The sequence below is a fragment of the Arthrobacter sp. UYCu512 genome (assembly GCF_040547075.1).
Classification (GTDB): domain Bacteria; phylum Actinomycetota; class Actinomycetes; order Actinomycetales; family Micrococcaceae; genus Arthrobacter.
This window is the reverse complement of the sequence record NZ_JBEPPA010000009.1, coordinates 180,466-205,258: the sequence shown is the minus strand read 5'-3', so window position 1 is coordinate 205,258 and position 24,793 is coordinate 180,466. Positions and strand designations below refer to the sequence as shown.

The window sequence follows — 24,793 nt, the reverse complement described above, 5'->3', positions numbered from 1 at the left end:
CTGGACTCTAGACAAGCCCCACTCCACCCGGAGGTCTTCTTTTTGTCACCTATCCACGCCGCCTGTCACCAACGTCCGTGGTTATTACAGCTAGCCCGAGCACGGCGCATGGCGGGGCGCAACGGCAGTGCCCTCCGTACGCCTACACAGGCTCCGTGAGAGGATCCCTTACAGAACGCGCGAGGGGGAGCCCTCCGCCGACCGGGGCCGTCCCAGCGACGCCGCGCTCGAGCCCGTCAGCCGCTTCGTCGACGACCAGCTGGCGGCTCAACCCGTGGAGGCCGCGCTCGTCTGAACAAATGGCACCGGTCGAGTCGCGCAGCTCGCGCTAATGGGCCGCATCCCAGGCAGTGGCTGCGTCATCGATGGCGGCCATGTTCAATTCGGACCACTCCCGCAGCGCCGCAATGGGATCGCACAACGTGATACCAAGCTCCGTCAAGGCATAGTGCACGCGCGGCGGCGTCGTCGCTTCCACACGACGGGCGACCAAGGAGTCCCGCTCGAGGCTTCGGAGAGTCTGGGCGAGCATCTTCTGCGACACCCCGGGCATCCGCCGCTTCAGCTCCGCGAAGCGCACCTCCGTCGGCCACTCAGCGCCCAGCACCGTGATCGCCATTGCGACCCATTTGCCACCGATCCGGTCGAGAAGCTGGCGAGTCGGGCACCGCGGGTCGAAAAGATCGCCACGTCGCCCGACGGCGGTTACCGCCAGGTGACCAGGTGCGGTCAAAGTGCCGTCTTCCAAGCTCACGTCCAGTCTCCTACCGTTTGGTAGTACCTCATAGTAACCGCGAATGGAGTCCCTCATGCCCGAATTGACCGAAACGATGATCGCCACGAACGGAACGCGCCTCAACGTGGCGATCTCCGGAGAAGGGGCGCCGATCGTCCTGCTGCACGGCTTCCCGCACACCTGGAAGGTCTGGTCCAAGATGATCCCGACCCTCGCCGAGAAGCACCGCGTCATCGCGCCCGACCTCCGGGGACTCGGCGCGAGCGACCGTCCAACTTCCGGATACGACGCACGGAACATCGCCTCTGACATCCGCGGGCTGCTCGACGCACTCGACGAAGGCGCTGCAACGGTGGTCGCCCTGGACGCGGCCGTGCCGCCCGCCTTCATGCTCGGCCTCGAGCACCCGCACCGCGTGACCCGGCTGGCACTGATGGAAGGCACGATCGGCCGGCTCCCCGGAGCCGAGGGCTTCTTCCGCGCTGGCGCCCCGTGGTGGTTCGGATTCCACGCCGTCCCCGGTCTGGCCGAGGAGGTCCTGCTCGGTCACGAACCCAGCTACATCGACTTTTTCCTCCACAGCGGGACGGCAGGGGGCCGTGGAGTAGGAGACTCACTCCGCGACGAATTCGTCGCCGCGTACACCGGGCGGGAGGCGCTGCGCGCCGCGTTCGAACACTATCGCGTGATGCCAATCAACGCTGACCAGATCGCCAAGGCGATCAGCAGCGCGCGGCTGAGGGTCCCGACCATCGCGATCGGCGGCGGAGTCGTCGGGCCGGCACTCGCAGGACAGCTCGAAGCCGTGACCGATGACCTCCGCAGCAATCTCCTGCCGGACGTCGGGCACATCATCCCGCTCGACGCGCCAGAGGCGCTGCTGAACATCCTCGCCCCAGCTCTCATCAGCTGAAGGCGTTGGGCACCAGACCCTTTGCCCTCTGCAACAACCAGCCGGGCGGACTTCGCATCCATCTCGAGGAATGCCCGGAACAACACCTGTACGTTCAGTCCGAGATGACGGAGATCGACGGGATTCCACGGCACTAGGCGGCGATACTGAACGCCGATTCCGCGCAAGACGGCGAATTTCTACGCCAGCACACGCGCGGTGTTTCACAAGGGGATCCTTGGGTTCTTGCAGTGATCCAAAATTGATTCGGCGCAGCGCATTTCCAAGGGCTATTGGGCCAGTTCAGACGGATTCGTTTTGGCCTGACTCCGCCAGGGTGATGCCGGCGACAGACCAGTTCTCGCGGGGGAACTCGTGCAAGATCACCCGGATCGTGTCGGGACGGATTTCCATGACCTCAGCGTAGGTGGCCGTTAGCGCAGCCAGCAGCTGACGCTTCTTTTCCGTGGAGGAAGGGGACGCATTGAGAACCTGAATGAGGGGCATGCACAGATTGTGGCATCTGCTTCAGAGGAACGGGTGGACGCCGGATCGGCCTGATGTGTCTCAAAGTGAGCAAACCGCTTGACGCTGGCCATCTTGGGCCCGCCAGGTCAAGGATCCTCGAACAGGCGGGTGCTCGTGTCGCGCTTGGTGCCCACCCACGCCCAGTTGAAAGCGGCCTTGACAGGCCAACTACTTAGATAGACAATCTAGTCATGAATGTTCCTGCCCCTGCTCCTCAAGCCCCGGGAAGCTCGGACTGGCCAAGTGACTGGCTCCGGGCCACGCTTGGGTTCCTTGCCCTCCGCGCACTATCCGCCGGGCCTTCTTACGGATACGCAATCATCAGCGAACTCGAGCGCCACGGGTTCGGCTCCATAAAGGGCGGCACCCTGTACCCGCTCCTCACCCGGTACGAGACCGCCGGCCTGGTCACCACGGAATGGCGGGCCGGCGAAGGCGGTCCCGGCCGCAAGTACTTCGCACTGACAGATCAGGGCCGCGCCGAACTCACCCGCCTAAGTGCTGACTGGCTCCGATTTGCCGTCACCAGCACCCATTACCTCGACCCAAAGCGGCTCACGAAGGAGATCCCCGCATGACGCAGCAGACCGACGATAAGAAATGGTTCGACCAGCTCGTCATGGAGTTGCGTGTGCGCCAGGTGCACGGGAGCGCGATCGGTGACACCATCGCAAGCGCCAGGGAGCTCCTCGGTGATACCGGCCAACCGGCCGAGGAAGCGTTCGGGCCAGCCCGAGACTACGCTGCGGCGCTTGAACTCCCGTCCGAGCCGAAGCACGACTGGGTGCGAAAAGCGATGGGGCCGGCACTGCTCGGGCTCCTGGCCTTCCTGCTCTTCAATCAGGCAGTCGTGTCCTGGGCGCGGTCGGAACTGCTGCTGGTTTCACCTGCGCAGCTAGCTCTCCTCGCTACACCAGTCGTTCTCCTGGCCCTCCTGCCGCTCTACCTCGACGCCCTCATACGGCGCATCTGGGCCTGTATCGGAATCACCGCTGCTTGCGTCATGGCAGGCCTCCTCTCAGCCTTCGCGACCCCTAAGAGCCAGGCCGAAGCATGGCTAGCGATCGACCCGCTGCCATGGCTCATAGGAAGCGCTCTCGTCATGGTGGCACTTTCAATCATGAATACCATCCGGTCATCCCGCTCGGAGGCCGACAACGACATCACCGACCCGCTCTCCGGGATGACGGACAGTACCGGACGAGGCGCGAAGGCAGCGGTTCAGGTAACTAACTGGCTGTTCCCTACACTCGCCGTCGCCATGCTCGGCCTCGCGCTGGCAATGCGCTAGATCAGCGGGATGCCTGCAAACATCCTGTCACGGTGAGGGATCCTGAATCGGACGTGGATGGGGCTATCCGGTAGTGCCGTGCTCGGTACGCTTCACGAAGTACAGCGTACGGGGGGAACGTATGACTCCGGAGTACGGCGCTTTGCGCCTGGACGGAACGTCACGCGACGCGGGCGGGATTCGACAAGCTCTACCTCGGGGTCGCCGTCGAACATCATGGAGCCCGCCGGCTCTATCAACGCCTTGGCTTCACCTCTGCGGGGCCGACGACCACAACGACATATCAGTACGTGGACAACTACGGACGGATGCAGTGGGCCACTGAAACAGACAACATTTTCGAGAAGGCACTGGCTGAATACGGCCCATCCGGTCGTAGGTCAGCAAGTGCCCGGTGAAGGCCCCTTTACCGGACGTCCAAGACCCCGATGGCCTATGGCCTCACATGTACAAATCCGTGCCTCGCCTTGGCCACTTGGCTATGTCAACCATTCTTGGCTCCGGCTGGACGAGGTGGATCTGGCCCCACCAGGAGGAGCGACAACGCTACACGGGCGTTTCCGCCACAACCACGAGATAGGGAATTTGGTTCAGACCGTTTGTGCCGTCTTGAATCAGTACCATCCGGCTAACCTGCGGTTAGTTGGGCGACAGTGTGGGCCGCCTCGCCCGCACCAAAAAGCAGCAGTCCTAGCGGCTCTAATGCCATCTGCTCAGAAGGTGGTGTACTCCACGGATGATGTCTTCCAGAGCTCTGTCGCATCACTAAGTGCGGAATCGACGTCTTCGCCCGTGACTGAGAACGTCGTTTCAATATCCTGATCCGCCCACGTGAACACCACCGACATCGCTCCTGCGGCGACGTCAAGATCAACCCAAAATGAGATGGTCCAGAAGTTGTTGTGCCCCTCATGCGTGACAATTTCAGCAGTGGAAGGCCCGGAGTTGAGTTGATCGACAGCTAGTTGAGGGCCGTCGGCCGGAGAATTCCGCAGATAGGCGCCGACCTGGCGATCGATGTCCCGCTGCTGCTCGAGTGTCAACGGGCCCTTGAACCTGACACTCATCTGAACCCATAAACCAAAGGGGTAAACCTCAGCGAAGACCAGGCTGCAACCAGCTCCGCTCAGAAGAACGGAGCCCCTGCCGGCCAAAAAGCCCGGTTGCCAGTTGTACGGTCTCCTGGGCATGTGAGCTCCTAACGAGTAACCAAACGAGAGCCGGGGCTGTTTGTCGATCCTGTCCTGGTTGCGATGATACGACCTGACACCTGCAGCACCCAGCAACCCGTCGACGGGTACCGTTCTAGCCGTCCTGGTGGGCTCCAAACCGGCTAACACAGTCATTCAGGGCACAGCCCCGTTGACGATCTGAAGTGAAGTCCGAGTCAGCAGTGGAGACCAGAGCCGACCGACGTGGACGCTAGTTGACGAGTTGCTGGACCGCACCGGGAATGAACATCAACGTACTGATCAACGCGAACGTGGCGATGCCGTAACCGATGGCCAGGGCTCCAATAGCCAGACCACGGCCGCGTTCTCCCTTCAACCTAATCTGGCTGAGCGCCATGTGCCCGGCCCCCACCGCAAAGACAGCAACGACTGCGGACCCAAAAAACCAGACGCCGGCGGCTGCGATTACGGCGAAGATGATGGCTGCGACCGACAGCCTGTTCAGTCCGTTAGTCGACGTTCTGGCCTGCACTACTGGCTCACTCATCTCGGTTCCCCCAACCTGGTTGTTCACGCGAGTCTAGCTGGCTTATCCAGTAGCTCGAACGGGTCCGAAGCGCACGGGCGCCCAGCAACTGGTCGACAGGATCCGGGGAGCATTGGGATGGCGTGCATTGGAGATCGAGCATGTTGGTTCAACGGCGGTTCGGGGGCTTCCAGCTATAGCCATCATCGATATCGACCTGATCGTCGCTGATCCAAATGACGAGCCGTCCTACGTCCCGGCCTTCGAAGGAGTCGGATTTGAACTCAAAATTCGTGAACCTTGGCGGTTCGGTCATCGCGTCCTCCGGCACGTTGAACCCGCCTGCAATCTGCACGTTTTCGGCTACGACAGCCCAGAAGTCGCGAAGCATCGGATATTTCGCGACTGGTTGCGCGCCAATCCGAGCGATCGCGATCTCTACGAACATGCGAAGCGTGAAGCGGCAGCCAAGGCTCAATCCGCTGGTGAACACTCCATGCAATACAACGTACGCAAGGAAAAGGTCATCCAGGAGATGTACCATCGAGCGTTCGTTGCCACAGGGTTATTGAAGTCGTAGACGCTGTGCGTGAACGAGAACGACCCCGCCAATAACAACAACCATCCGCTAAGTGTTGCAATCACCGCGAGAACCCAAGGATCCCCGAGCGGGCGGGCTGTGCAGACGGCTTTGGGCGGTCGAGTTCGGAAACTGGGCGCGGGGCGTTCATTCAAGCTTACGGAATGCAGCTTCCGCGGCGGAAACACGGGCCCCGGCATACTCTCCAACCCAAGACGCCGGCCGGCCACAGCTACCCGTCAACGGCCCCCGCTAGCGCCCGAACCACGACTCGGCCAGGTACACGTCAGCTTCCAGGCTGCAGTCGCCGGCCGAGGGACCGAGCGCCAGCCGGTAGTTGCCTGCGGCGATATGCCACTAACCGCGCCCGGTGTTATAGCTGGCCAGCAGCCGCGGATCAGCAGTTAGCTCGACGGTCCGTGATTCGCCGGGCTCGAGGTCCACACGCTCGAAGCCGAGCAGACGCATCCGGGGTCCCGCAGGGTCCTCAAGGAGGTAAAGCTGGGGCACATCGGCCCCGGAGCGCGGCCCTTCATTGGTGACTGTAACTTCGGCCCGCACCCCGCCACGGTCCTGCACTGTCAGGTTTCCATAGCCGAAGCGGGTGTAGCTGAGCCCGTGGCCGAAAGGGAACAGGGGTTTCTTCCCGGCCTTTGCGAACCAGCGGTACCCGACGTCGGATCCCTCGTTGTAGGTGACCGTCGTTGGGGTACCCCACGGTGTGCCGAGGCCCGGCAGTACCGGCCGCGGTGTCTGGTCCAGATCTTTCGGGAAGGTCAGCGGGAGTTTTCCGGACGGGTTGGTGACACCGGCGAGGATTTCGGCGATCGCCTGGCCACCGCACTGGCCGGGGTACCAGGCCGCCAGCACGGCGCTGACCTTCGGGAGCCACGGCATCGCCACGGGGTTGCCGGTCTCGAGGACGACGACGGTGTTCGAGTTCGCACCCGCAACAGCGTCGATTACGGTGTCCTGCCCCCACGGCAGGGACAGGTCAGCGTTGTCGTAGCCTTCGCCCTCGACCCGGATTCCAAAAACGATGGCGACATCGGAACGACGTGCCAGCAGCGCCGCCTCCCCGGGGTTCATGCCGGGGTCGTACTCGATCTCGGCGTCCGGCAGCAGCTTCTGCAGTTCTGCCAGCGGCGAGGACGGCAGCAGGTACAGGTTCCGCATGCTGCCCATAATGCCGGGGCCGCCGATCGAGTGGATTTCGGCGTATCCGCCGGGCGGGGTGACGGCGCTGGAGCCGCATCCGGCGGGGACGCCCAGTTGGGCATGTCCCCCGATGACGGCAATTTTGAACCGTCCAACGGCGGTGGACGGCGCCTCCAGCGGGAGCACACCGTCGTTCTTGAGTAGGACAATCCCCTGCCGTGCCGTCTCCAGGGCAACGGCGGCATGGGCGGCCGGGTCGACGTCGGGCGTTCCCTCCCAGTGGTCGATGCCGACGTCGAAAATGGCGTAGAGAATACGCTGCACCATCTCGGACAGGCGCTGCTTGGGAAATTCGCCCGACTCGAAGGCCGCACGCAGCGGTGCGGTGAAGCTCTCTTGCCCCCACATCATGACGTCAATCTGAACGCCGGATTCCTGGTCCTGGCCCTGCAGCGCAAAGTCCCAGCTGGGCGTAGCGCCCCAGTCGGACATGACCCAGCCGGGAAAGCCCCAGGCGCCTTTCAGGATGCCCTGCAGCAGCCCCTCGTTGCCGCCCGCATAGGTGCCGTTGATTTTGTTGTAACCGGTCATGACCGATCCGGGCCGGGCGCGTTCGATGGCGATCTCAAACGCGAGCAGGTCGGATTCCCGGTGCGCTGCCGGGTCGATGACCGCGTCCAGCCAGTGCCGGTTGGTTTCGTTGCAGTTCAGCGAAAAGTGCTTCACCGTGGAGATCACCTGCTCGCCCTGGATGCCCTCGACCGACTCCGCGCCAAGGACTCCGGTGAGCCAGGGGTCCTCGGAGAGGTACTCAAAGTTCCGGCCGTTTCGCGGGTCGCGGTGCAGGTTCAGTCCGCCGGCGAGCAGGACGTTGAGCCCTCTGCTCCTGGCCTCCCTGCCAATCAGCTGCCCGGATCTGCGGGCGAGCACGGGGTTGAAGCTGGCGCCCAGGGCGATTGACGCCGGGAGCGCCGTCGCGGTGTCCCCTTCCCGGTAGCCCGGGTTTGTCACTCCCAGGCTCGCGTCGGTCATCAGCAGGCCGGGGATGCCCAGCCTCGGAATCCCGGGCGTGTAACCGGCGCTCATCGGGACGCCGTCCGGGATGCGCGGATCTTTATCGGTGAGCACTGCATTGGTGCCCATAACGCTGATCAGGAGCGAGAAGCGCTCGTCATCCGTCAGTTGCGCCTCGGCTTCCCGGGCCCGTTCCATCGCTTCTGAGTTCACGCTAGCCTGCTTTCGGGTCAGCCCGGGCATGGAATTGCGGGCCGCGGCGGATTGGGGACCTGAGGATGGGTTCCATCTTGCCCGCGGCTGGTGGATGAAACCAGAGGCTCGGATGGACGCCGATGCCACACAGCCACTGCCACTGCCGTCGCCGAGCCTGGCGCCGCCTGCTTAAATGCGAGGCCTGCAGGTACCTTCGCGATCTCGCTATGAGCTGGCTCGGACATTTTTATGTCCAGAACGACCCGGCTGAATCAGATGGTTACCTGCAGGCGTTTTAAGCGTACGCCCGGGCCGCGGGCACGGCTAGGGCAAAGGTCCCGACTTCCGGGACCATTGCCCTGACCGTGCCCGGCCGCTATCCAAGGCCAACCGACGCCCCCGCGCCCAAAAAGCGTAGAGTGGAACAAGACGCCTGATTCTGGACGCCGAGCGCTGAGGGAGAAATCGTGACGATTGACTGGGACGAAAAGAAGACCCTGCTGCAAGAACCGAATATCGCCGCCGTTACACAGCTTTGCGACGAACTCATGGAAAAGAAGCCGGGGTCGGTCGTCCCGTACATTGACCCCGTCCACGACGAGGATGAGTGCCGGATCGTCAGCCTCCACATCGCCCCGGGCAAGGGCACCGAGTCGGGCTTCGTTTCCCATTTCAACGATGACGAGACCGCCCGCCGCGCCACGTCCATCTACGAAGCCGTTGAACTCGAAGCCCGCTACGTTATGCCGTGGAACGCCTACCCTTGGGTCCGCGATCCCGAGCTCCCCTCGGCGCTGAACGTACAAGAGAAGACCGACGGCCTGCGGCCGTTCCGCCAGTTCCTCAAGATCAACAAGCGCGTCTCCGCCGTCATCGCCCACGGTGCCGACGCGCACGCTTTCCTGACGCTCTTCGAGAAGACCTACCACTCCTCCCTGAAGAACAGGGGCGTGAAGATCTACAAGGCCACCGCGCTGGGCGGCCGCGCCTTTGCCGTCTCGGCAGCCAAGCAGGAAGAACTCCTGAGCAAAAACGTCGAGGTCTACAAGGACGCCATGCAACGGGCAGGCATCCAGCACCTGTGAGCTGATACCGCGCTCGAGTTGACACCGCCGGGCGGTACTAAGACTGCCGCCCCGCGCCGCCGTCGTTCCCGCCGCGTAGGGTCCAACGGCCCTGCCCAAGCCCGGCCGTCCTTGGTGAGCTTATGGACGAGCCCGGACGGCTGCGTCCCTGGGAAGGCTCACTCCCGAAGAGGACTCGGTTATGGGACGGTTGGACGGCAAAGTGGCCCTCGTCAGCGGCGGAGCCCGCGGCATCGGTGCAGCCATTGCGGAGCGCTTCCTTGCCGAGGGGGCGAAAGTGGTAGCCGGCGACGTCCTGGATGAGGATGGCCGGCAGTTGGCCGGGACTCTCGGTGCCGGCCTTCGCTATGTACATCTGGACGTCACGAAGCCGGCAGACTGGGACGCGGCAGTGGCGGCGGCCGAAACCGACTTCGGCAGCCTCAGTATCCTGGTCAACAACGCCGGCATAGTGACGTTCGGCCGAATCGACGAGTATCCGCAGGAACAGTGGGCCCGGATCATCGACGTTAACCTCACCGGTGTTTTCAACGGCATCAAGGCCGCCGCGCCAGCGCTGACGCGGGCCGGGGGCGGCGCCATCATCAACGTCTCCTCGATCGCCGGGCTGCGCGGCTACGAGCAGCTCTCCGGATACACGGCGTCAAAGTACGGTGTTCGCGGCCTGACCAAAAGTGCCGCCCTGGATCTCGGCAGCTCCGGCATCCGGGTCAACTCCGTCCATCCCGGCGTCATCGAGACCCCCATGACCGCGGGCATGACGTTCGACACTGGACATGTCCCGCTGCACCGGACCGGACAACCGCCGGAGATCGCGGCTCTTGCGGTGTACCTGGCGGCTGACGAGTCCTCGTTTGTCACCGGCGCCGAGTTCGTGATTGACGGCGGCGAGACGGCCGGCACCGTGGCACCTCCGGCCCCCTGAGTAACGGCAGCAACCCATGCCCCAGAATCCTGGATCCAAACTCGCGATCGTTGGCGCCGGCAGCGTTGGCACGTCCCTCGCCTACGCCGCATTGATCCGCGGCTCCGCCAGCACCGTCGCCCTCTTTGACGTCAACGCCGCCAAGGCTGAGGCCGAGGTTCTCGACCTTGCACACGGCACCCAATTCACCGCCGCTGCGGCGACTGTCGCCGGCGGCGGGGACATCGCTGCGATCGACGGGGCCGACGTCGTCGTTATCACTGCCGGGGCGAAACAGGCGCCGGGGCAGACGCGGCTGGACCTGGCCGGCACCAACGTCCGCATCCTCGAAAAGCTTATGCCGCAGTTGCTGGCCCATGCCCCGGATGCCGTCTATGTGCTGGTGACCAACCCCTGCGATGTGCTGACGGTCGCGGCGCAGCAGATCTCAGGGCTGGCGCCGGCGCGCATCTTCTCCTCCGGCACGGTGCTGGACACGTCCCGGCTGCGCTGGCTGCTGGCGCGGCAGGCCGGCGTATCAGTCACCAGCGTCCACGCCAGCATGGTGGGCGAACACGGCGACACCGAGTTCCCCATCTGGTCAGGCGCCACAATCGGCCCGGTACCGATCCGCCAGTGGATGGTCGAGGGCGCCCGTATCTTCTCGCCGGAATACCTCGCCGGGACCGCGCGGGAGGTGATGCAGGCCGCCTACAAGGTAATCGCCGGGAAGGGCGCTACCAACTACGCGATCGGTCTGTCCGGCGCCCGGATCGTGGAGGCCCTGCTGCGCTCGGAAAACGCGGTTCTGCCTGTCTCCACGGTGCTCGATGGCCAGTACGGGATCTCCGGAGTGGCACTGTCCCTGCCCAGTATTGTTGGGAACGGCGGGGTTCGCGCGGTCCTGGACACCCCGATGAACGACGGCGAACTCGCCTCCCTGCATCATTCGGCCGATACCCTGCAACAGGCGCTGGCGACGCTCGGGATCTAGCGGGGCTGTGCCGTCCCGGGTGTATGCCCAACGTGCAGCCGGTGGCCGGACCAGCGCAGCGTGGCATCGGCCAGCATGCAGATACCGTCAGGCTCGCCTCCGCCTGGCAATTGCCGCCAGGCTGGTGGCGACGCCGTAACGCAACGTCCCCGCAACCCTTAGTATCTGCGCGTCGCATATGCTCAGCAGACAGATTCACGCTGGCTCATCGACGAACCACCCGGGAGACACCTTATGACCAACTGGCGAATCAGGGATTTCCACTCGACCGACCTTGACGGCATCCTGAACCTCTGGGAGTCCCTCAAGGCCACCAACGTCGAGCCGGTATACGCTCTCTCCGAAGTACTGGCATCCTGCGAGAAGGACCACGCCGTCGTGGCGGTGCAAGGTGATCAGGTGGTGGGCGCCGCCGTCGGCCGGGCCGCCCACGACCAGGGCTGGGTGGTCTTCCTGGCCACCCTCCCCGAGTACCGCGGCCGCGGGATCGGCACATCGCTGCTGGCCGCCGTCGAGAACCGGATGGCGCCCCATGGCCTGAACAAGCTCTCCGCCCTGATGCCGGAATCGGAGACCCGGGTGGAGGCATTTGTGAGCCGCGGCTTTGTACTGAAGAAGAACCTGCGCTACTTCGAGCGGAAGATCCCGGTGCAGCGGCAGGAACTTGAGCCCCTCAGCCAGCTTGGCGGCCGAATCCTGGCCCGCGACCTGTGGGAAAACGTCGCCGGAATGCGCAAGGAGAAGGAACTGCTGGAGCGCCGCCTTGTCCTGCCGCTCGCGGAGGCCGACCTTGCCGACGAATACGGCGTGGTGCCGCCACGCGCCGTCGTCCTCTTCGGGCCTCCCGGAACCGGCAAAACAACCTTCGCCAAGGCCATCGCATCCCGCCTCGAATGGCCGTTCGTCGAGGTTTTCCCCTCCCGGCTGGCCTCCGATCCCAAGGGCCTCGCCGGAGCGCTGCGCGAGACATTCCTGGAGATCGCCGAACTGGAGCATGCCGTCGTCTTCATCGACGAGGTGGAAGAGATCGCCTCCCAGCGCTCCGGCGAACCGCCGTCGCCGCTCCAAGGTGTCACTAACGAACTGCTCAAGATCATCCCGGCCTTCCGCGAACAGCCCGGCCGCCTGCTGGTCTGCGCCACCAACTTCATCCGCGCCCTGGACAATGCGTTCCTGCGACATGGCCGCTTCGACTATGTCATCCCCATCGGCCTCCCCGACCGCCAGGCCCGCGAGGCTATGTGGGAGCGCTTTATCCCGGCCACCGTCGTGGACGATGTCGACGTCGAACTGCTGGTGGACCGGACCGAGGGCTTCTCCCCGGCGGACATCGAATATGCGGCCCGGAGCGCGTCCCAGCGGGCGCTGGAGAAGGCCGTGTACGACGACGGCGGGCTGGCGTCCAGCGGCACCGGCTCCAGCCGCGACGCAGTCCGGAAGGGCCCCGCAACCCAGGACTATCTCGATGCGATTGCGGACACCCGGACCACTGTCAGCGACGAAGTCCACCAGCTGTTCCTCGAGGACATCGACGCCCTCGGCCGGGTGTAGCCACCGCCTGGCGGCAAGGTCCTAGGGGATAGTGACGACGATCTTGCCCTTCGCGTGGCCCAGCTCAAGGGCGGCGAAAGCCTCGCCGATCCGTGCAAACGGGTAACTGCTGTCCATCACCGGCTGCAGTTGCCCGCCGTCGACGAGGGCGGCCAGAACGCGGAGATCATCACCGCTGGGGTGCATAAAGAGGTACCGGTAGCTTGCCTTGACGTTGCGGGCGCGCCGTCGGATCCCCAGGCTCATCAACGCGAACACGACGGTGATCCACGGTGGCGCCTTCAGGTCCACCGTCGCGGTGCGGGGCTCCGGCACCCCCGCAATGGAGACCACTTTGCCGCCGGGCCGGAGGATGCCGAAGGATTTCTTTAGTGTCTCTCCACCGACCAGATCCAGTACGGCGTCGAAGTTGCTCAGCAGCGCCGGGAATTCCTCCCGGGTGTAGTCGATGACATGGTCGGCGCCAAGCCTGCGCACCAGGGCCAAGCCGGCCGGGGATGCGGTGGTCGTGACGTCTGCCCCGAAGTGTTTGGCCAACTGGATTGCCAACGTGCCAACACCTCCCGAGCCGCCGGAGATGAACAGCCGGGTCCCCGGGCCGACGCCGAGTACATCGCGCAGCGCCTGCAGTGCCGTCAGCCCCGCCAGCGGCAGTCCTGCGGCTGCGGCGAAATCGAGCGAGGCAGGCATCGCGGCCACCAGGTCCTCCCGGACGCAGACATACTCTGCGAACGCACCGAGCCGTTTTTTGTCCACGCGCGCATACACGTTGTCGCCGACAGCGAAGCGGTTCGGCCCGGGCCCGACGGCGTCCACGGTCCCGGCGGCTTCGCAGCCGGCGATGATGGGCAGGCGGAGCCGATTGAGAGGGCGCAAATCACCATCGCGGATTCGGGAGTCGACCGGGTTCAGGCCTGCCGCTTCAACTCTTATCCGCACCTCGCCGATCCCGGGTAGGGGTTGGGGGACGTCCTGGAGCTCCATTGCCTCGGCCCCGCCGTAGCGTGTGAGCACAAACGCCCGCATGCTCACTTCTGGTCGGCGCCTTGCCCGGCAGCCGTGTCCCCTACGGACCCCACCAGCGGTTCTGCGTCCGCAGGGACGGCCGACGGCTCATCTGTGTACGAGAGATTTTCATAATCGGTGTCATCGGCTTCGTCCAGCAAGTCGTCAAGCTCCTGGAGCAGCCAGGGGTTGATCCTGGCGAGGATCTTCCGGGTCTCCTCGACCGGAACAGCTGCGTAGAGCACCGGGCGGGCCTCGTCGTACCGGGTGACGGGCGGCTTGTCGGGCCACTTTTCGGCCAGCGCCTTGACCCTGGAGGGCAAGGAGTTATGCGCGTTGTCGGCGATCTTCACCAAGGTGGCGTCGTGGTCCCCGGCGATATAGCGGATTCCGGCCTGGTAGTCATCCGGGTTCTCGTGCAGACGCTTCGTGACCCGCTCAACAATGTCCGCTGCCCGCTCCGAGACACCCATGTCCAGCAGTGCCTGCCGGGTCATCGGGGTATCCTCCGCGATATCGTGCAGGTAGCCGGCGATCCGGATGTCGTCGTCGAAGTCCGCCAAGGCATCCCCGACGGCGATAACGTGCTCGCGGTAGGGCTTCTTGAGCTTGTCCTTTTGGCGGTTGTGAGCCACCTCGGCGAGGACCTTCGCGGTCTCAACAGTGAATCGGGGGTGTGCTGGTTCTGACATGGTTCAAGCCTACGCGTCCGGGCCGGCGGCTCAGGTTACACCCCGGGCCACACCCAGGGCTGAAGCGGCAGCATCGCCGGCCGGAATGCCGCAAGGGCTTGGTCCAAGGACCCCGCCGGCAGACCGACGGAGGACAGCAGTATGTCCCTCACGTCCTCGCCCGATACCCCCGCACGGCCAAGGTCTGCCAAGGTCACGGCCCCGTCCCGCTTGGCAAGCCGGATCCCGTCGGCATTGAGGATAAGCGGGACGTGGGCATATTCCGGTACGGGAATATGCAGCAGGGAAGCCAGGTAGGCCTGGCGGGGTGTGGAAGGCAGCAGATCATCGCCCCGCACCACCTGGTCGACCCCTTGGGCCGCGTCGTCGACCACCACTGCCAGGTTGTAGGCGGTCACACCGTCATTTCGCCTGAGCACAAAGTCGTCCACCACCCCGGTGTAGCTGCCGTGCAGCACATCGTCCACGGTTGCTTCGGCGACGTCCGCGCGGAGCCGGATCGCGGCAGGCCGGACGGCGCGCTTGGCGTCCCGCTCAGCCGCGGACAGGTTCCTGCAGGTGCCCGGGTAAGCCCCCTGCGGCGCATGCGGGGCGGACGGGGCTTCCTGGATTTCGCGGCGGGTGCAGAAGCACTCGTAGCTCAGGCCGGCGGATTCCAGCCGCGATATCGCCGCCGTGTACAGCGGTTCGCGGTCCGTCTGGCGCACGACGCCGCCGTCCCAGCTCACGCCAATGGCCACCAGGTCCCGCAGCTGCGCGGCCTCGGCCCCGGCCCGTGCGCGGTCCAGGTCTTCGACCCGGAGCAAAAAGCGCCGGCCGGTGGAGCGGGCGAAGAGCCAGGCAAGGACGGCGGTCCGGAGGTTGCCCACGTGCAGTTCGCCGGAGGGGCTGGGGGCGAAGCGGCCGGCAGATGTCATGGCACCACCCTATGCGGGGAAACACAAGGGCCCCTCAGCTACCGATGACAACGGAATACCGGCGCCGGTAGCTCAGGGGCCCTTGCCGTGCCGGACCCGGACTGTTGCTCCGGGCCCTGGCACCGTAAATCCTACGAACAGCGAATCAAATCGTAAGGACAGCGGGTCGGGAAACTGTGACTGTGGAAAGACAATGCGTGAACAAGTGTCAATCAGCGGCGGGTTCTTTGCGGGAAGCCTCATCCAGGGTCCGGGTGGTGTACCGGGGTGCCTGTAGCCTTCGGGATCCGGCGGTGGCTCGCATCCCTTTGTTGTCACCATTTGAACAGAAGCCCTACAGTTGGTGCAACGGACATCGCTTGTATTGGTCAATGTGATCAACACAAGCCGAAAGGATGGGCAAGCAGTGATCACTTTGCAGCAACTCGACGCCACCGACCGGCGGATCCTCGTCGCCCTGGACGATGACCCCCGGATGCCCATTATGGTGCTGGCCCAGAAACTGGGCCTGGCCCGCGGGACCGTACAGTCGCGTCTTGAGCGGATGACAGCATCGGGCGCGCTGCGGCCCAACAGCAGCCGGGTGCTGCCCTCCGGACTGGGCCGGGGAGTGGCGGCGTCCGTGAGCGCGGAACTGGACCAGAGCCATCTGAACGAGGCGATCGCCGCGCTGCGGAACATCCCGGAGGTTCTTGAGTGCCATGCTCCGGCCGGCGAGACGGACTTGTTGATCAGGGTGGTGGCCACAAGCCCGGACGATCTGTACCGCGTCTCCGAGGAAATCCGGCTTTGTCCCGGAATTGTGAGGACCTCCACCAGCATGTTCCTGCGCGAGGTCATCCCGTACCGGACAACGGGACTGCTGGATTCCTGAGCCTACGGAGCGGACGTCACCGCACCGGGCCGGCTGGCCAGGGATCTGGCCGCAAGCGCGCAGCGGCCCAACCAGCGGCCCAACCAGCTCGGACACCAGCTCAGCGGCACCATCAGCATCAGCCCTCGGCGCGGGAACAACGGCGGCCGCAGCAGCCAGGGCGACCCGGAGCGTCCCCGAGGTCACTGCCGGGGCATAAACCATTCGGTGAATGCTGTGGCGCGGCCGTCCCCCGTGAGCTGGATGACCCAGAGGTTGTTATAGCTTGGGCCGTCACCGCAGTATTCGGTGCGGCCCTGCACGAAGGCCCTGCCGCCGTCGACCCCGAGAAGATTCCACTCAAAGGTCCAGTCCCCCGGCTCGTCCAGCCTGGCGATCCAGCGGTCCACAATTTGCTCACGCCCGCTCCAAGGCTCGGGATCATCAGGACGGGTGAAGTACTGGGCGTCCTCGGTGAAGAGTGCCCTGATGTCCTCCGGTGCGTTCGACGTCCAGGCTGTGATGTAGTGCTGGATCCAGCGCGCTACATTATCTCTCATGCCTCGTTTGTACTCCCTGCTTCCGGGCGCCCGCAAGCGTCCTCGACTAGGCTGCGGCCGTGATCCACAGGCCGATCACCCAGGTGCTGGCGGCGAGGCAGGCGAGCCCGAACTCAACAATCATGCCCAGCCCGGTTGCTTTCAACGCCGCCCAGCTGGACGCCAGGGCCGTGCCGAAAACGCGTGTGCGGTGCAGCTCGCTGAGCAGCAGGCCGGCGGCAAACCCAACAAAAAGTCCCACGACGGGGATGATCAACATCCCCGCCACCCCAAGGACCAGACCTGCCACCACCGACCGGCCGGGAATGCTGTGCTCTTTGAGTTTCCGCCCGGTCAGGACCGCACTGGCCGCCATTCCCGACAGGACAAAGACCAGTCCGATCCCGAACACCACCCAGCCTGTGGTTCCGGCGCCGCCCCAGATGGCCCAGGCCAGCAAGCTCAGTCCGATCAGGATGCTGCCGGGAAGGACCGGGATCACGGTGCCGGCGACGCCGACCAGAATGGCGATGCCGCACAGGATTGTCACCACAGGCTCAGGGTTCATCGCCCCAGCCTATTCACCTGCGGCTACTCGGCTTCCACCGCCGCGGCGACGGCGGCCGAAACCGCCGGGGCCACCCGGGGATCCAGCGGGCTGGGGACGATGTAGTCCGCGGAAAGATCCTCGTCGGCGAGTGCGGCGATGGCCCGGGCCGCTGCCAGCTTCATGGCCGGCGTGATGCGTCGGGCGCCGGCGTCGAGGGCTCCGCGGAAGATGCCGGGGAACGCGAGGACGTTGTTGATCTGGTTCGGGAAGTCGCTGCGGCCGGTGGCGACCACGGCCGCATACTTGCGTGCGACCTCCGGCAGGACTTCGGGGTCCGGGTTGGATAGGGCGAATACGATCGAATCCCGGCTCATGAGCTTGAGGTGTTCCTCGGCCAGCTTCGATGAGGAGACGCCGATAAAGACGTCCGCGTCCAGGAGCGCCTCGGCGGGGCCGCCGGAGACGCCGCGGGGGTTGCCGCTGGCGGCCAGGGTGGCCTTCTTGCCGGCCGGGTCGGCGGCGATATCCGCACGCCCGCTGTTGAGAACACCCTTCGAATCCAGCAGCACGACGTCGGTGATCCCGGCGGTCAGGAGCATCTGCGCGACGGCGATCCCGGCAGCGCCGGCGCCCGAGACGACAACACGCAACTCCTCAAGGCCCCTTCCGGTCACCTTGGCGGCGCCGGTCAGTGCGGCGAGGACGACGACGGCGGTGCCGTGCTGGTCATCGTGCATCACTGGGCAGTCAAGGGCCGCAATGAGCTTCTCCTCGAGTTCGAAGCAGCGCGGCGCAGAGACGTCTTCAAGATTGACGGCGCCGTAGCTCGGACGCAGGCGGACGAGGGTCTCCACGATCTCGTCGACGTTGGTGGTGTTGAGTACCAGCGGGATGGAGTCAAGTTCGCCGAAAGCCTTGAACAGGGCGGACTTGCCCTCCATCACCGGCAGCGATGCGCTGGGCCCGATGTCGCCGAGGCCCAGGACGGCAGTGCCGTCGCTGACAACGACAACCAGGCGTTGGGCCCAGGTGAGCGTCTTGGCAAGCTCCGGGTTGGCGGCGATTGCACGGCTGACCTGGGCAACGCCGGGCGTATAGGCGATGGACAGTTCGCGATTGGTGGCGAGCGGCACGGTGCTGGAAACGGAAAGCTTGCCGCCCTGGTGGGAAGCGAAAATTTCCTCGTCGCTGAGCACCGTGAGGGGCCCTGCGGGGGAAGTGGCGTCGGCGGGAATCGTTGTTTCTGTGGACACGTCGTTGTCTCCTAAGGCTCACCGTGGGCGCACGGCTTATGGAAGCTTAAGCACAGGGATGCTCAAGATGATCTGGGGGAACATCGGCTCCGACCCGAGGTTGGCGGATCTGCGGCTTAGCTCCGGTCGTGCAGGCGGCGGGGCCGCTCCGGTTCTGTAATGGTAAACAACACGGCTCCGGCATAACGCGCCGCAGGACGGACACCGGGCCAGGTGAAACGTTTATCCTCCATACTTAGTGATCCCGGTCACAGGAAATCGCAGCTATTTTGCAGAAGAAGGCCCACCTGGACTAGACCAGTTACGCCGCCGGACGGCTGCGGGCCAGCAGGAAACAGGCCTTTTTGAGGTCTTCCTCGGCTTCGAAGAGGGACAGTCGCCGGCAGCGCACGGACTGGACCAGCCCCGTGACGGCGAGCAGCAGCACTCGGGCGCTGGCGGCGTCGCCGCTGACGGCCGTGACCGCCTTCTGCGCCGCGTCGTCAATTTCGCGGAGCAGCTGGGTGGTGTCCGTGCCCTTGGTGTACACCGCCTTGTTCAGGCACTGCTCCACGGCAGGCTGCATCAGGCGCATGTGCAAGATCTCCATCACGACGCCGGCCAGCGCCAGTGCCGGAACCCCAGCCTGGGCCGAGGCTGCGGGATGCTTGGCGCAGCGTGCCGCGGATGTCCTCGCCGGGGCGTGCAGTTCCGTGAGCTGCTTGCGGTAAAGCGCGAGCACCAGTTGCGCGGCGGAGGGAAAATACCGGTACAGGGTGCCCAGCGGAACGTCGGCTCGGGCGGCGACTTCGGAGAGGACCACGGAGTCCAGCCCCTTGCGTGCGAACCCGGTGGCTACCTCGAGGATCCTGGTGTAGCGAATCCGCTGCCTGGGCAGGGTGGGGGGAGGGGCCATCGGTGGAAGTTGTTCGGGGAATTCAGGCATCAGCAGCGTTCCGTGGTCAGTTTTCTCGGCAGCCTGGAGGGATCCCCCACAGCACTGCCGCGGCACTTCCCGTCCACTATACGTGGCGCCCCCGGGCCCAACCCGGGCTAGTCGACGCCCTTGATCTTGACCACAAAGACGGCCCCCAGCAGGCCGATGACTGCTGCCGCCACAAACAGCGAAACGTAGCCTCCCCACAGCGTCACGAACGGGAAGGCGATGAGCGGCGCAAGCACCTGGGGCAGGGAATTGGCGATATTGAGGACACCCAGGTCCCTGCCGCGGCTCCGTGCCGCCGGCAGCACCTGCGTGATCAGGGCGAAGTCGACCGCAAGGTAGCAACCGAAGCCGAGGCCCAACACGGAGGCGCCCAGCAAGGCCCCGGTCCAGCTGGGGGCAAACGCCAGAATCAGCGCGGCCGCAGCAATGATGAGTGAAGAAATGATCACGAGCGGCTTCCGCTTCCCCATCCGGTCACTGATTCTGCCGCCGATCACACTGCTGATGATCACCATTACCGCATACAGGCCGGTCAGGACCAGCACACCGACTTCCGGCGGGATGCCCTGCGTCTGCTCAAGCTGGACTGCGTCCGTGAGGAAAAAGAGCAGGTACAGGGTGATCATGTGGTTTCCGATGTTCACCAGGAGCCTGGTCAGCCAGGCCCAGCCGAAGTCCGGGTAGAGCACCGGCGAAATCCAGAAGCCCGTAGCGAAGTCGGCCAAACGGAACGGCGGCCGGACCTCGGCCGGGAGCGGGACGTCGTCGCTCCTGAAGAAATACAGCACAACGCCGGCGAGCAGGGCCACGGCGCAGACCAGATACCCCACGGCGAAGTTGCCGGTCACCGCGGCAGCTATCACCGCGCCGGCCAGGATGCCGACCGTCTGCCCCATCGCGGCAAGGCCCCCGACCGTGCCGCGCTGGGCCACCGGCACGCGGTCGGGGATGGCGGCGGTAATGGCGGCATACGCCCCGTTGCAGCCGGCCTGCACAAGGCACCAGATCAGCGTCATACTGGCAACGTTCGGCGCCCCGGCGAGCGCGATCAAGGCCACGGCGCCGAGGATGGCCCCGAAGAGGACCCAGGGCACCCGGCGGCCCATGCGTGCGGAGGTGCGGTCGCTGAACGCGCCGAACAAGGGATTGGCGACCAGCGAGACTGCTGCACCGGCCCCGGTGACGAGGGCGAGGATGGCCTCCTTGTCGGCTTCGCTGAAGGTTGCCGCCTGCTGGCCGAGAAGTACTTGGAGCGGGGCGAAAAATGCCGCGTTGATGCCGAGGTTGACGAGCACCACCCCGGCTATCCAGACGGGGCGTACCGCCCGTTCAGGCTCGACGAGCGCTCCGGCCCTCAATTGTCCCGCGGCGGGGCCATGGGCTGGGTCCGGAGCTGCTCCGGGTAGATCGGACAGGCTCATGTAATTCGGTTCCCCCCGGAAACGGATGATGCACACTGAAGATCGATGCGCAGCCAGACTATCGTGGGGATGACGATCCGCCCCCTATTTCCAGCCCAGGAGAACCGATGGCCGCATCTGCAGTGAATACCGCCGACCTTTACGACGAACGGGGCGAGGAACTCGACTCGGTTGCCCTGCAGTTCCAGTCGCTGGGCGGACGATCGCACTTCGGCGGACCGATCCGGACCATCCGCTGCTTCGAGGACAATGCCCTGGTCAAGTCCACCCTCGCCACACCCGGCGGTGGCGCCGTCCTGGTGGTGGACGGCGGCGGCTCGCTCCGCACCGCCCTGATGGGCGACCTGATCGCGGCCAGCGCCGTCGCGAACGGCTGGGCCGGCGTTGTTGTTTACGGCGCGATCCGCGACCGGACGGCCATCGCCGGGCTGCCGCTGGGAGTCAAGGCGCTCGGCAGCAACCCGCGTAAAAGCGCGAAGGCGGGCGCCGGTGCGAGCGGCGTGGAGTTGCAGATCGACGGCGTTGTTCTCCGGCCGGGCGCAATGATCTGGTGCGATCCCGACGGAATACTGGTGGAACGCTGACGACTTTGTTCGCCGGCAGTTGGAGGCGGGAACAAATCAGCCGGTAACATAGTTACTGAAAGCAACTATCGGCTTTTTCCCACTCTTTCCCTTGGAGCAGTCATGTCCAAAACCACCTCCGCGCCCGCTGCGGGAGAGGTCCTGACCCATCGTCAGACCATCACCGTCATGGTGGGACTCATGCTCGGCATGTTCCTGTCCTCGCTCGACCAGACGATTGTGTCCACCTCGATCTACACCATCGCCAACGACCTCGACGGATTGTCCCTGCAGGCCTGGGCCACCACGGCGTACCTCATCACCTCCACGGTGAGCACGCCGCTCTACGGCAAGCTCAGCGACATCTTCGGGCGCCGCCCGCTGTACCTCATCGCGATCCTGATCTTCCTCGCCGGCTCGCTCTACGCCGGCTCGGTCCACTCCATGACCGAGCTCGCCATTGCCCGCGGCATTCAGGGTATGGGCGCCGGCGGCCTCCTGGCCCTCGCCCTGACCATCATCGGCGACATCGTGGCACTCAAGGACCGCGCCAAGTACCAGGGCTACTTTATGTCGGTCTTCGGTGTCTCCTCCGTCCTGGGTCCGGTGATCGGCGGCGCCTTCGCCGGCTCGGCGACCATCCTCGGCATCGACGGCTGGCGCTGGGTATTCCTGATCAACCTGCCGATCGGACTTGCCGCCCTCACGGTGGTCTTTATGTACCTGCACCTGCCGGCCAAGCACGTGAAGCAGAAGATCGACTACTGGGGTGCCGCGGCCATTACGCTGGCGATCGTTCCGCTCCTCCTCGTGGCCGAACAGGGCCGCAGTTGGGGCTGGAGCTCAGTCAACTCCTATCTCTGCTACGGACTGGGCGTTGTGGGCATCATCGCATTCCTGCTGGCCGAAAAGCGCGCCGGCGACTACGCACTGATCCCGCTGCGGCTGTTCCAGAACATCACGTTCGGACTGTCTTCACTGCTGAACTTCATCATCGGCATCGGCATGTTTGGTGCGATCGCAATGCTTCCCATGTACCTGCAGCTGGTCAAGGGCCTGACCCCCACCGAAGCCGGCCTAATGATGATCACCTTCACGGTGGGCATCCTCACCGGTTCCATCACGGCCGGCCGGACCATCTCGGCGTCGGGCACCTACCGGGTCTTCCCGATCCTGGGCACCGCCGTCCTGACGGCGGCCGCCGTCGTTATGGGCCTCTCGCTCGGCGTCGACACTCCGCTGTGGGTCCCGGGTGCCATCGCCGTGTTCTTCGGCCTGGGCCTGGGCTTCTGCATGCAGCCGCTGACGCTGGCCATGCAGGTCTCTGTGCCGTCGAAGGACATGGGCGTGGGCACCTCCGCAGCCGCGTTCTTCCGCTCGATGGGCGGCGCCGTCGGAACCGCCGTATTCATCTCCATGCTGTTCAGCCTCGCAGCAGACAAGATCGCCACCGGCATGAAGGATGCCGCGCAGAACGCGGACTACCTCAAAGTGCTCAAGGATCCGGCCATCGCAGCAGACCCCGCCAACGCCAAGCTGTATGAGTTCTTCAACGGCGGGGCCAGCAACGACTCGCTGAACGACACCAGCTGGCTGCACACCGCGAATTCCACCCTGACACGCCCGATCACCGAGGGCTTCGCGCAGTCAATCGACGCCGTGATGCTCACGGCTGCCGTGCTGACAGGCATCGCCTTCCTGATCACCTTCGCCCTGCCGAACAAAAAACTGACGGACCCTAAGGCGATCGCCCGGGAAAGTTCAGCCGCCGCCCACTAGGGTCCGCAGCACCGTGGGGCGCCTGTCCGCCGGAGTGTAAGTTTGCTCTCACTTTCTGGCCTTGTGACAGGCGCTCCACTGCGTCCGGTGTAAGACTGGGAAGTTGCGGCGCAGTCCGTGGAACGTAAAAAAGCCGAGGGAGCCAGGATGACAAGCAGCGCAGAACAGACCCCAGCCAAGATCCCCCAGCGGGTTATTTGGCTGGCAGTCGCGGGGGCCGTGGGCGGATTCCTCTTCGGTTTCGATTCCTCCGTGGTCAACGGCGCCGTCGACGCCATCAAGAACGAGTTTGCCCTCAGCGAGGCCGTGACCGGCTTCGCGGTGGCCGTGGCGCTTCTGGGCTGTGCCGCCGGTGCTTACCTGGCCGGCAAGATCGCCGACCGCTACGGGCGCATCCCCGCCATGAAGCTCGGTGCGCTGCTATTCCTGGTCAGCGCGATCGGGACCGGTTTCGCCTTCAGCGTGTGGGACCTCATCTTCTGGCGGCTGGTCGGCGGCCTGGGCATCGGCCTGGCTTCGGTGATCGCCCCGGCGTACATTTCCGAAATCTCCCCGCGCCACGTCCGCGGCAGGCTGGCTTCACTGCAGCAACTCGCCATCACCACGGGTATCTTCGCTGCTTTGCTCTCGGACGCACTGTTCGCGAACTTTGCCGGCGGCGCCGCTGAAATCCTCTGGTTCGGCATCGAGGCCTGGCGCTGGATGTTCCTCGCGGCCGCCGTGCCCGCCGTAGTCTACGGCTGGATCGCTTTCACCCTGCCCGAGTCGCCGCGGTTCCTGGTGGTTCAGGGGAAGGAGGAAGAAGCCCTCAGGATCTTCCGCTCCATCGCCCCGAGCGAAGACACTGACCGCCAGCTGCGGGACATCAAAAAATCCGTCGAGGAGGACCAGATCGCGGGCCAGAAGGGCTCCCTGCGCGGCAAGGCCTTCGGGCTGCAGCCCGTGGTGTGGATTGGCATCATTCTGTCCGTACTGCAGCAATTCGTCGGCATCAACGTCATCTTCTACTACTCCACGACCCTGTGGAAGGCCGTTGGTTTCCAGGAAAAGGACTCCCTGACCATCTCCGTGGCCACCGCGGTCACGAACATCCTGGTGACGCTCGTGGCGATCGCCCTGGTGGACCGGATCGGCCGGCGGCCCATTATGCTTGCGGGTTCCATCGGGATGGCGGCCTCGCTGGGCACCATGGCCCTGGCCTTCGGTTCCGCCACCGGAACCGGAGACGCCATTTCGCTGCCGGGCGCCTGGGGGCCCGCCGCCCTGGTTGCCGCCAACGTTTTTGTGATCAGCTTCGGTGCCTCCTGGGGCCCGCTGGTCTGGGTACTGCTGGGGGAAATCTTCCCGTCCCGGATCCGCGCCCGCGCCCTGGGCCTCGCCGCGGCCGCCCAGTGGATAGCCAACTTTGCCATCACCCTGAGCTTTCCGGTCATGGCGGCAGCCTCGCTGCCCCTGACCTACGCCATGTACGCGATCTTCGCCGCGGCGTCGTTCTTCTTCGTGAAGTTCAAGGTCCCGGAGACCAACGGCATGTCCTTGGAGCACGCCGAGACCCTTTTTGTTCCGAAGGGCTCGGCGAAGGCGGCCGGAAAGGCCTGAGCCGCAGATCGCGCGGGCCGGGCAGATCTGCCCCGGACGGCAGCAAGACGCCCATGTTCCTGGGGAACATG

The 24,793-nt window shown here is 64.9% G+C and carries 25 protein-coding genes and 1 pseudogene; 13 read left to right on the top strand and 13 right to left on the bottom strand.

Translation table 11 applies throughout. From position 1 onward, the window contains the following. Positions 1–328: 328 nt before the first annotated feature. On the bottom strand, positions 329–754 hold the full coding sequence (locus tag ABIB49_RS11835; protein WP_226775798.1) for a winged helix-turn-helix transcriptional regulator: 426 nt from the start codon (positions 752–754) through the stop codon (positions 329–331). A gap of 55 nt (positions 755–809) precedes the next feature. Between ABIB49_RS11835 and ABIB49_RS11830 the strand changes: the two genes are divergently transcribed. Beyond that, positions 810–1,649 carry an alpha/beta fold hydrolase gene (locus tag ABIB49_RS11830; protein ID WP_226775799.1) on the top strand — a complete coding sequence of 280 codons (840 nt, stop codon included), beginning with the start codon at positions 810–812 and terminating at the stop codon, positions 1,647–1,649. Between the two features lie 282 nt (positions 1,650–1,931). Here the strand turns inward: ABIB49_RS11830 and ABIB49_RS11825 are convergent, their stop codons facing one another. Next, positions 1,932–2,135 (bottom strand): tautomerase family protein, encoded by a 204-nt coding sequence (locus ABIB49_RS11825; protein WP_354157100.1) that lies wholly within the window; start codon positions 2,133–2,135, stop codon positions 1,932–1,934. 212 nt (positions 2,136–2,347) lie between these two features. Between ABIB49_RS11825 and ABIB49_RS11820 the strand changes: the two genes are divergently transcribed. The 3 genes and pseudogenes from ABIB49_RS11820 to ABIB49_RS11810 all read left to right on the top strand — a co-directional run. Continuing rightward, the gene (locus ABIB49_RS11820; protein ID WP_354157099.1) at positions 2,348–2,734 is read left to right on the top strand and encodes a PadR family transcriptional regulator; all 387 of its coding nucleotides are present in this window, start codon (positions 2,348–2,350) and stop codon (positions 2,732–2,734) included. Continuing rightward, positions 2,731–3,447, top strand: coding sequence for a hypothetical protein (locus ABIB49_RS11815; protein WP_354157098.1), 717 nt, complete (start codon positions 2,731–2,733; stop codon positions 3,445–3,447). Before ABIB49_RS11820 ends, ABIB49_RS11815 begins: the two co-directional genes overlap by 4 nt. Positions 3,448–3,593: 146 nt before the next feature. Continuing rightward, positions 3,594–3,845: pseudogene (locus ABIB49_RS11810) on the top strand (GNAT family N-acetyltransferase); the annotation flags it as partial. Positions 3,846–4,160: 315 nt separating this feature from the next. Here the strand turns inward: ABIB49_RS11810 and ABIB49_RS11805 are convergent. Both ABIB49_RS11805 and ABIB49_RS11800 read right to left on the bottom strand, forming a co-directional pair. Then, the gene (locus tag ABIB49_RS11805) at positions 4,161–4,637 is read right to left on the bottom strand and encodes a hypothetical protein (protein WP_226775803.1); all 477 of its coding nucleotides are present in this window, start codon (positions 4,635–4,637) and stop codon (positions 4,161–4,163) included. A gap of 232 nt (positions 4,638–4,869) precedes the next feature. Further along, complete coding sequence (locus ABIB49_RS11800; protein ID WP_354157097.1) at positions 4,870–5,166, bottom strand: DUF4190 domain-containing protein; 297 nt, start codon at positions 5,164–5,166, stop codon at positions 4,870–4,872. Between the two features lie 37 nt (positions 5,167–5,203). Here ABIB49_RS11800 and ABIB49_RS11795 point away from each other — a divergent pair, with 37 nt between their 5' ends. Then, positions 5,204–5,725, top strand: coding sequence for a GrpB family protein (locus ABIB49_RS11795; RefSeq protein ID WP_354157103.1), 522 nt, complete (start codon positions 5,204–5,206; stop codon positions 5,723–5,725). A 357-nt stretch (positions 5,726–6,082) separates the two neighbouring features. On the opposite strand, the gene ABIB49_RS11790 is transcribed toward ABIB49_RS11795, so the two are convergent. After that, positions 6,083–8,110 carry a glycoside hydrolase family 3 C-terminal domain-containing protein gene (locus tag ABIB49_RS11790; RefSeq protein ID WP_354157096.1) on the bottom strand — a complete coding sequence of 676 codons (2,028 nt, stop codon included), beginning with the start codon at positions 8,108–8,110 and terminating at the stop codon, positions 6,083–6,085. A 449-nt stretch (positions 8,111–8,559) separates the two neighbouring features. On the opposite strand from ABIB49_RS11790, the gene ABIB49_RS11785 reads away from it, so the two are divergent. The 4 genes from ABIB49_RS11785 (at position 8,560) to ABIB49_RS11770 (ending at position 12,626) form a co-directional block, all read left to right on the top strand. Then, on the top strand, positions 8,560–9,177 hold the full coding sequence (locus tag ABIB49_RS11785) for a uracil-DNA glycosylase family protein (protein WP_253031769.1): 618 nt from the start codon (positions 8,560–8,562) through the stop codon (positions 9,175–9,177). Positions 9,178–9,358: 181 nt separating this feature from the next. Then, positions 9,359–10,102, top strand: coding sequence for a glucose 1-dehydrogenase (locus tag ABIB49_RS11780; RefSeq protein WP_354157095.1), 744 nt, complete (start codon positions 9,359–9,361; stop codon positions 10,100–10,102). Positions 10,103–10,118: 16 nt separating this feature from the next. After that, positions 10,119–11,075: an L-lactate dehydrogenase gene (locus tag ABIB49_RS11775; protein WP_354157094.1), complete on the top strand. Its 957-nt coding sequence runs from the start codon at positions 10,119–10,121 to the stop codon at positions 11,073–11,075. A gap of 234 nt (positions 11,076–11,309) precedes the next feature. Then, complete coding sequence (locus tag ABIB49_RS11770; protein ID WP_354157093.1) at positions 11,310–12,626, top strand: ATP-binding protein; 1,317 nt, start codon at positions 11,310–11,312, stop codon at positions 12,624–12,626. 21 nt (positions 12,627–12,647) lie between these two features. On the opposite strand, the gene ABIB49_RS11765 is transcribed toward ABIB49_RS11770, so the two are convergent. The 3 genes from ABIB49_RS11765 to gluQRS are packed head-to-tail and all read right to left on the bottom strand — an operon-like array spanning position 12,648 to position 15,240. Beyond that, entirely contained in the window at positions 12,648–13,652 is a 1,005-nt protein-coding gene (locus ABIB49_RS11765) for an NADP-dependent oxidoreductase (protein ID WP_354157102.1), read from the bottom strand. Between the two features lie 2 nt (positions 13,653–13,654). Further along, positions 13,655–14,323: an HD domain-containing protein gene (locus ABIB49_RS11760; RefSeq protein ID WP_354157092.1), complete on the bottom strand. Its 669-nt coding sequence runs from the start codon at positions 14,321–14,323 to the stop codon at positions 13,655–13,657. Positions 14,324–14,358: 35 nt separating this feature from the next. Continuing rightward, complete coding sequence (gene gluQRS / locus ABIB49_RS11755; RefSeq protein ID WP_354157091.1) at positions 14,359–15,240, bottom strand: tRNA glutamyl-Q(34) synthetase GluQRS; 882 nt, start codon at positions 15,238–15,240, stop codon at positions 14,359–14,361. Between the two features lie 415 nt (positions 15,241–15,655). Between gluQRS and ABIB49_RS11750 the strand changes: the two genes are divergently transcribed. Then, positions 15,656–16,114, top strand: a complete 459-nt coding sequence (locus tag ABIB49_RS11750) for an Lrp/AsnC family transcriptional regulator (protein ID WP_354157101.1) — start codon at positions 15,656–15,658, stop codon at positions 16,112–16,114. Positions 16,115–16,296: 182 nt separating this feature from the next. Here the strand turns inward: ABIB49_RS11750 and ABIB49_RS11745 are convergent, their stop codons facing one another. The 5 genes from ABIB49_RS11745 to ABIB49_RS11725 all read right to left on the bottom strand — a co-directional run bounded on the left by ABIB49_RS11745 (position 16,297) and on the right by ABIB49_RS11725 (position 20,781). Next, complete coding sequence (locus tag ABIB49_RS11745) at positions 16,297–16,653, bottom strand: nuclear transport factor 2 family protein (protein WP_354157090.1); 357 nt, start codon at positions 16,651–16,653, stop codon at positions 16,297–16,299. Between the two features lie 46 nt (positions 16,654–16,699). Next, positions 16,700–17,200: a DUF456 domain-containing protein gene (locus ABIB49_RS11740; protein ID WP_226775813.1), complete on the bottom strand. Its 501-nt coding sequence runs from the start codon at positions 17,198–17,200 to the stop codon at positions 16,700–16,702. A 23-nt stretch (positions 17,201–17,223) separates the two neighbouring features. Then, positions 17,224–18,435 (bottom strand): NAD(P)-dependent malic enzyme, encoded by a 1,212-nt coding sequence (locus ABIB49_RS11735; RefSeq protein ID WP_354157089.1) that lies wholly within the window; start codon positions 18,433–18,435, stop codon positions 17,224–17,226. A 301-nt stretch (positions 18,436–18,736) separates the two neighbouring features. Next, entirely contained in the window at positions 18,737–19,330 is a 594-nt protein-coding gene (locus ABIB49_RS11730) for a helix-turn-helix domain-containing protein (protein WP_354157088.1), read from the bottom strand. A 137-nt stretch (positions 19,331–19,467) separates the two neighbouring features. After that, the gene (locus ABIB49_RS11725) at positions 19,468–20,781 is read right to left on the bottom strand and encodes an MFS transporter (RefSeq protein ID WP_354157087.1); all 1,314 of its coding nucleotides are present in this window, start codon (positions 20,779–20,781) and stop codon (positions 19,468–19,470) included. Positions 20,782–20,888: 107 nt separating this feature from the next. Here ABIB49_RS11725 and rraA point away from each other — a divergent pair, with 107 nt between their 5' ends. The 3 genes from rraA to ABIB49_RS11710 all read left to right on the top strand — a co-directional run bounded on the left by rraA (position 20,889) and on the right by ABIB49_RS11710 (position 24,722). Next, complete coding sequence (rraA, locus tag ABIB49_RS11720; RefSeq protein ID WP_354157086.1) at positions 20,889–21,365, top strand: ribonuclease E activity regulator RraA; 477 nt, start codon at positions 20,889–20,891, stop codon at positions 21,363–21,365. A gap of 102 nt (positions 21,366–21,467) precedes the next feature. Further along, entirely contained in the window at positions 21,468–23,123 is a 1,656-nt protein-coding gene (locus tag ABIB49_RS11715) for an MDR family MFS transporter (protein ID WP_354157085.1), read from the top strand. A 147-nt stretch (positions 23,124–23,270) separates the two neighbouring features. Next, positions 23,271–24,722: a sugar porter family MFS transporter gene (locus tag ABIB49_RS11710; protein WP_354157084.1), complete on the top strand. Its 1,452-nt coding sequence runs from the start codon at positions 23,271–23,273 to the stop codon at positions 24,720–24,722. The last annotated feature ends 71 nt before the right edge of the window (positions 24,723–24,793 follow it).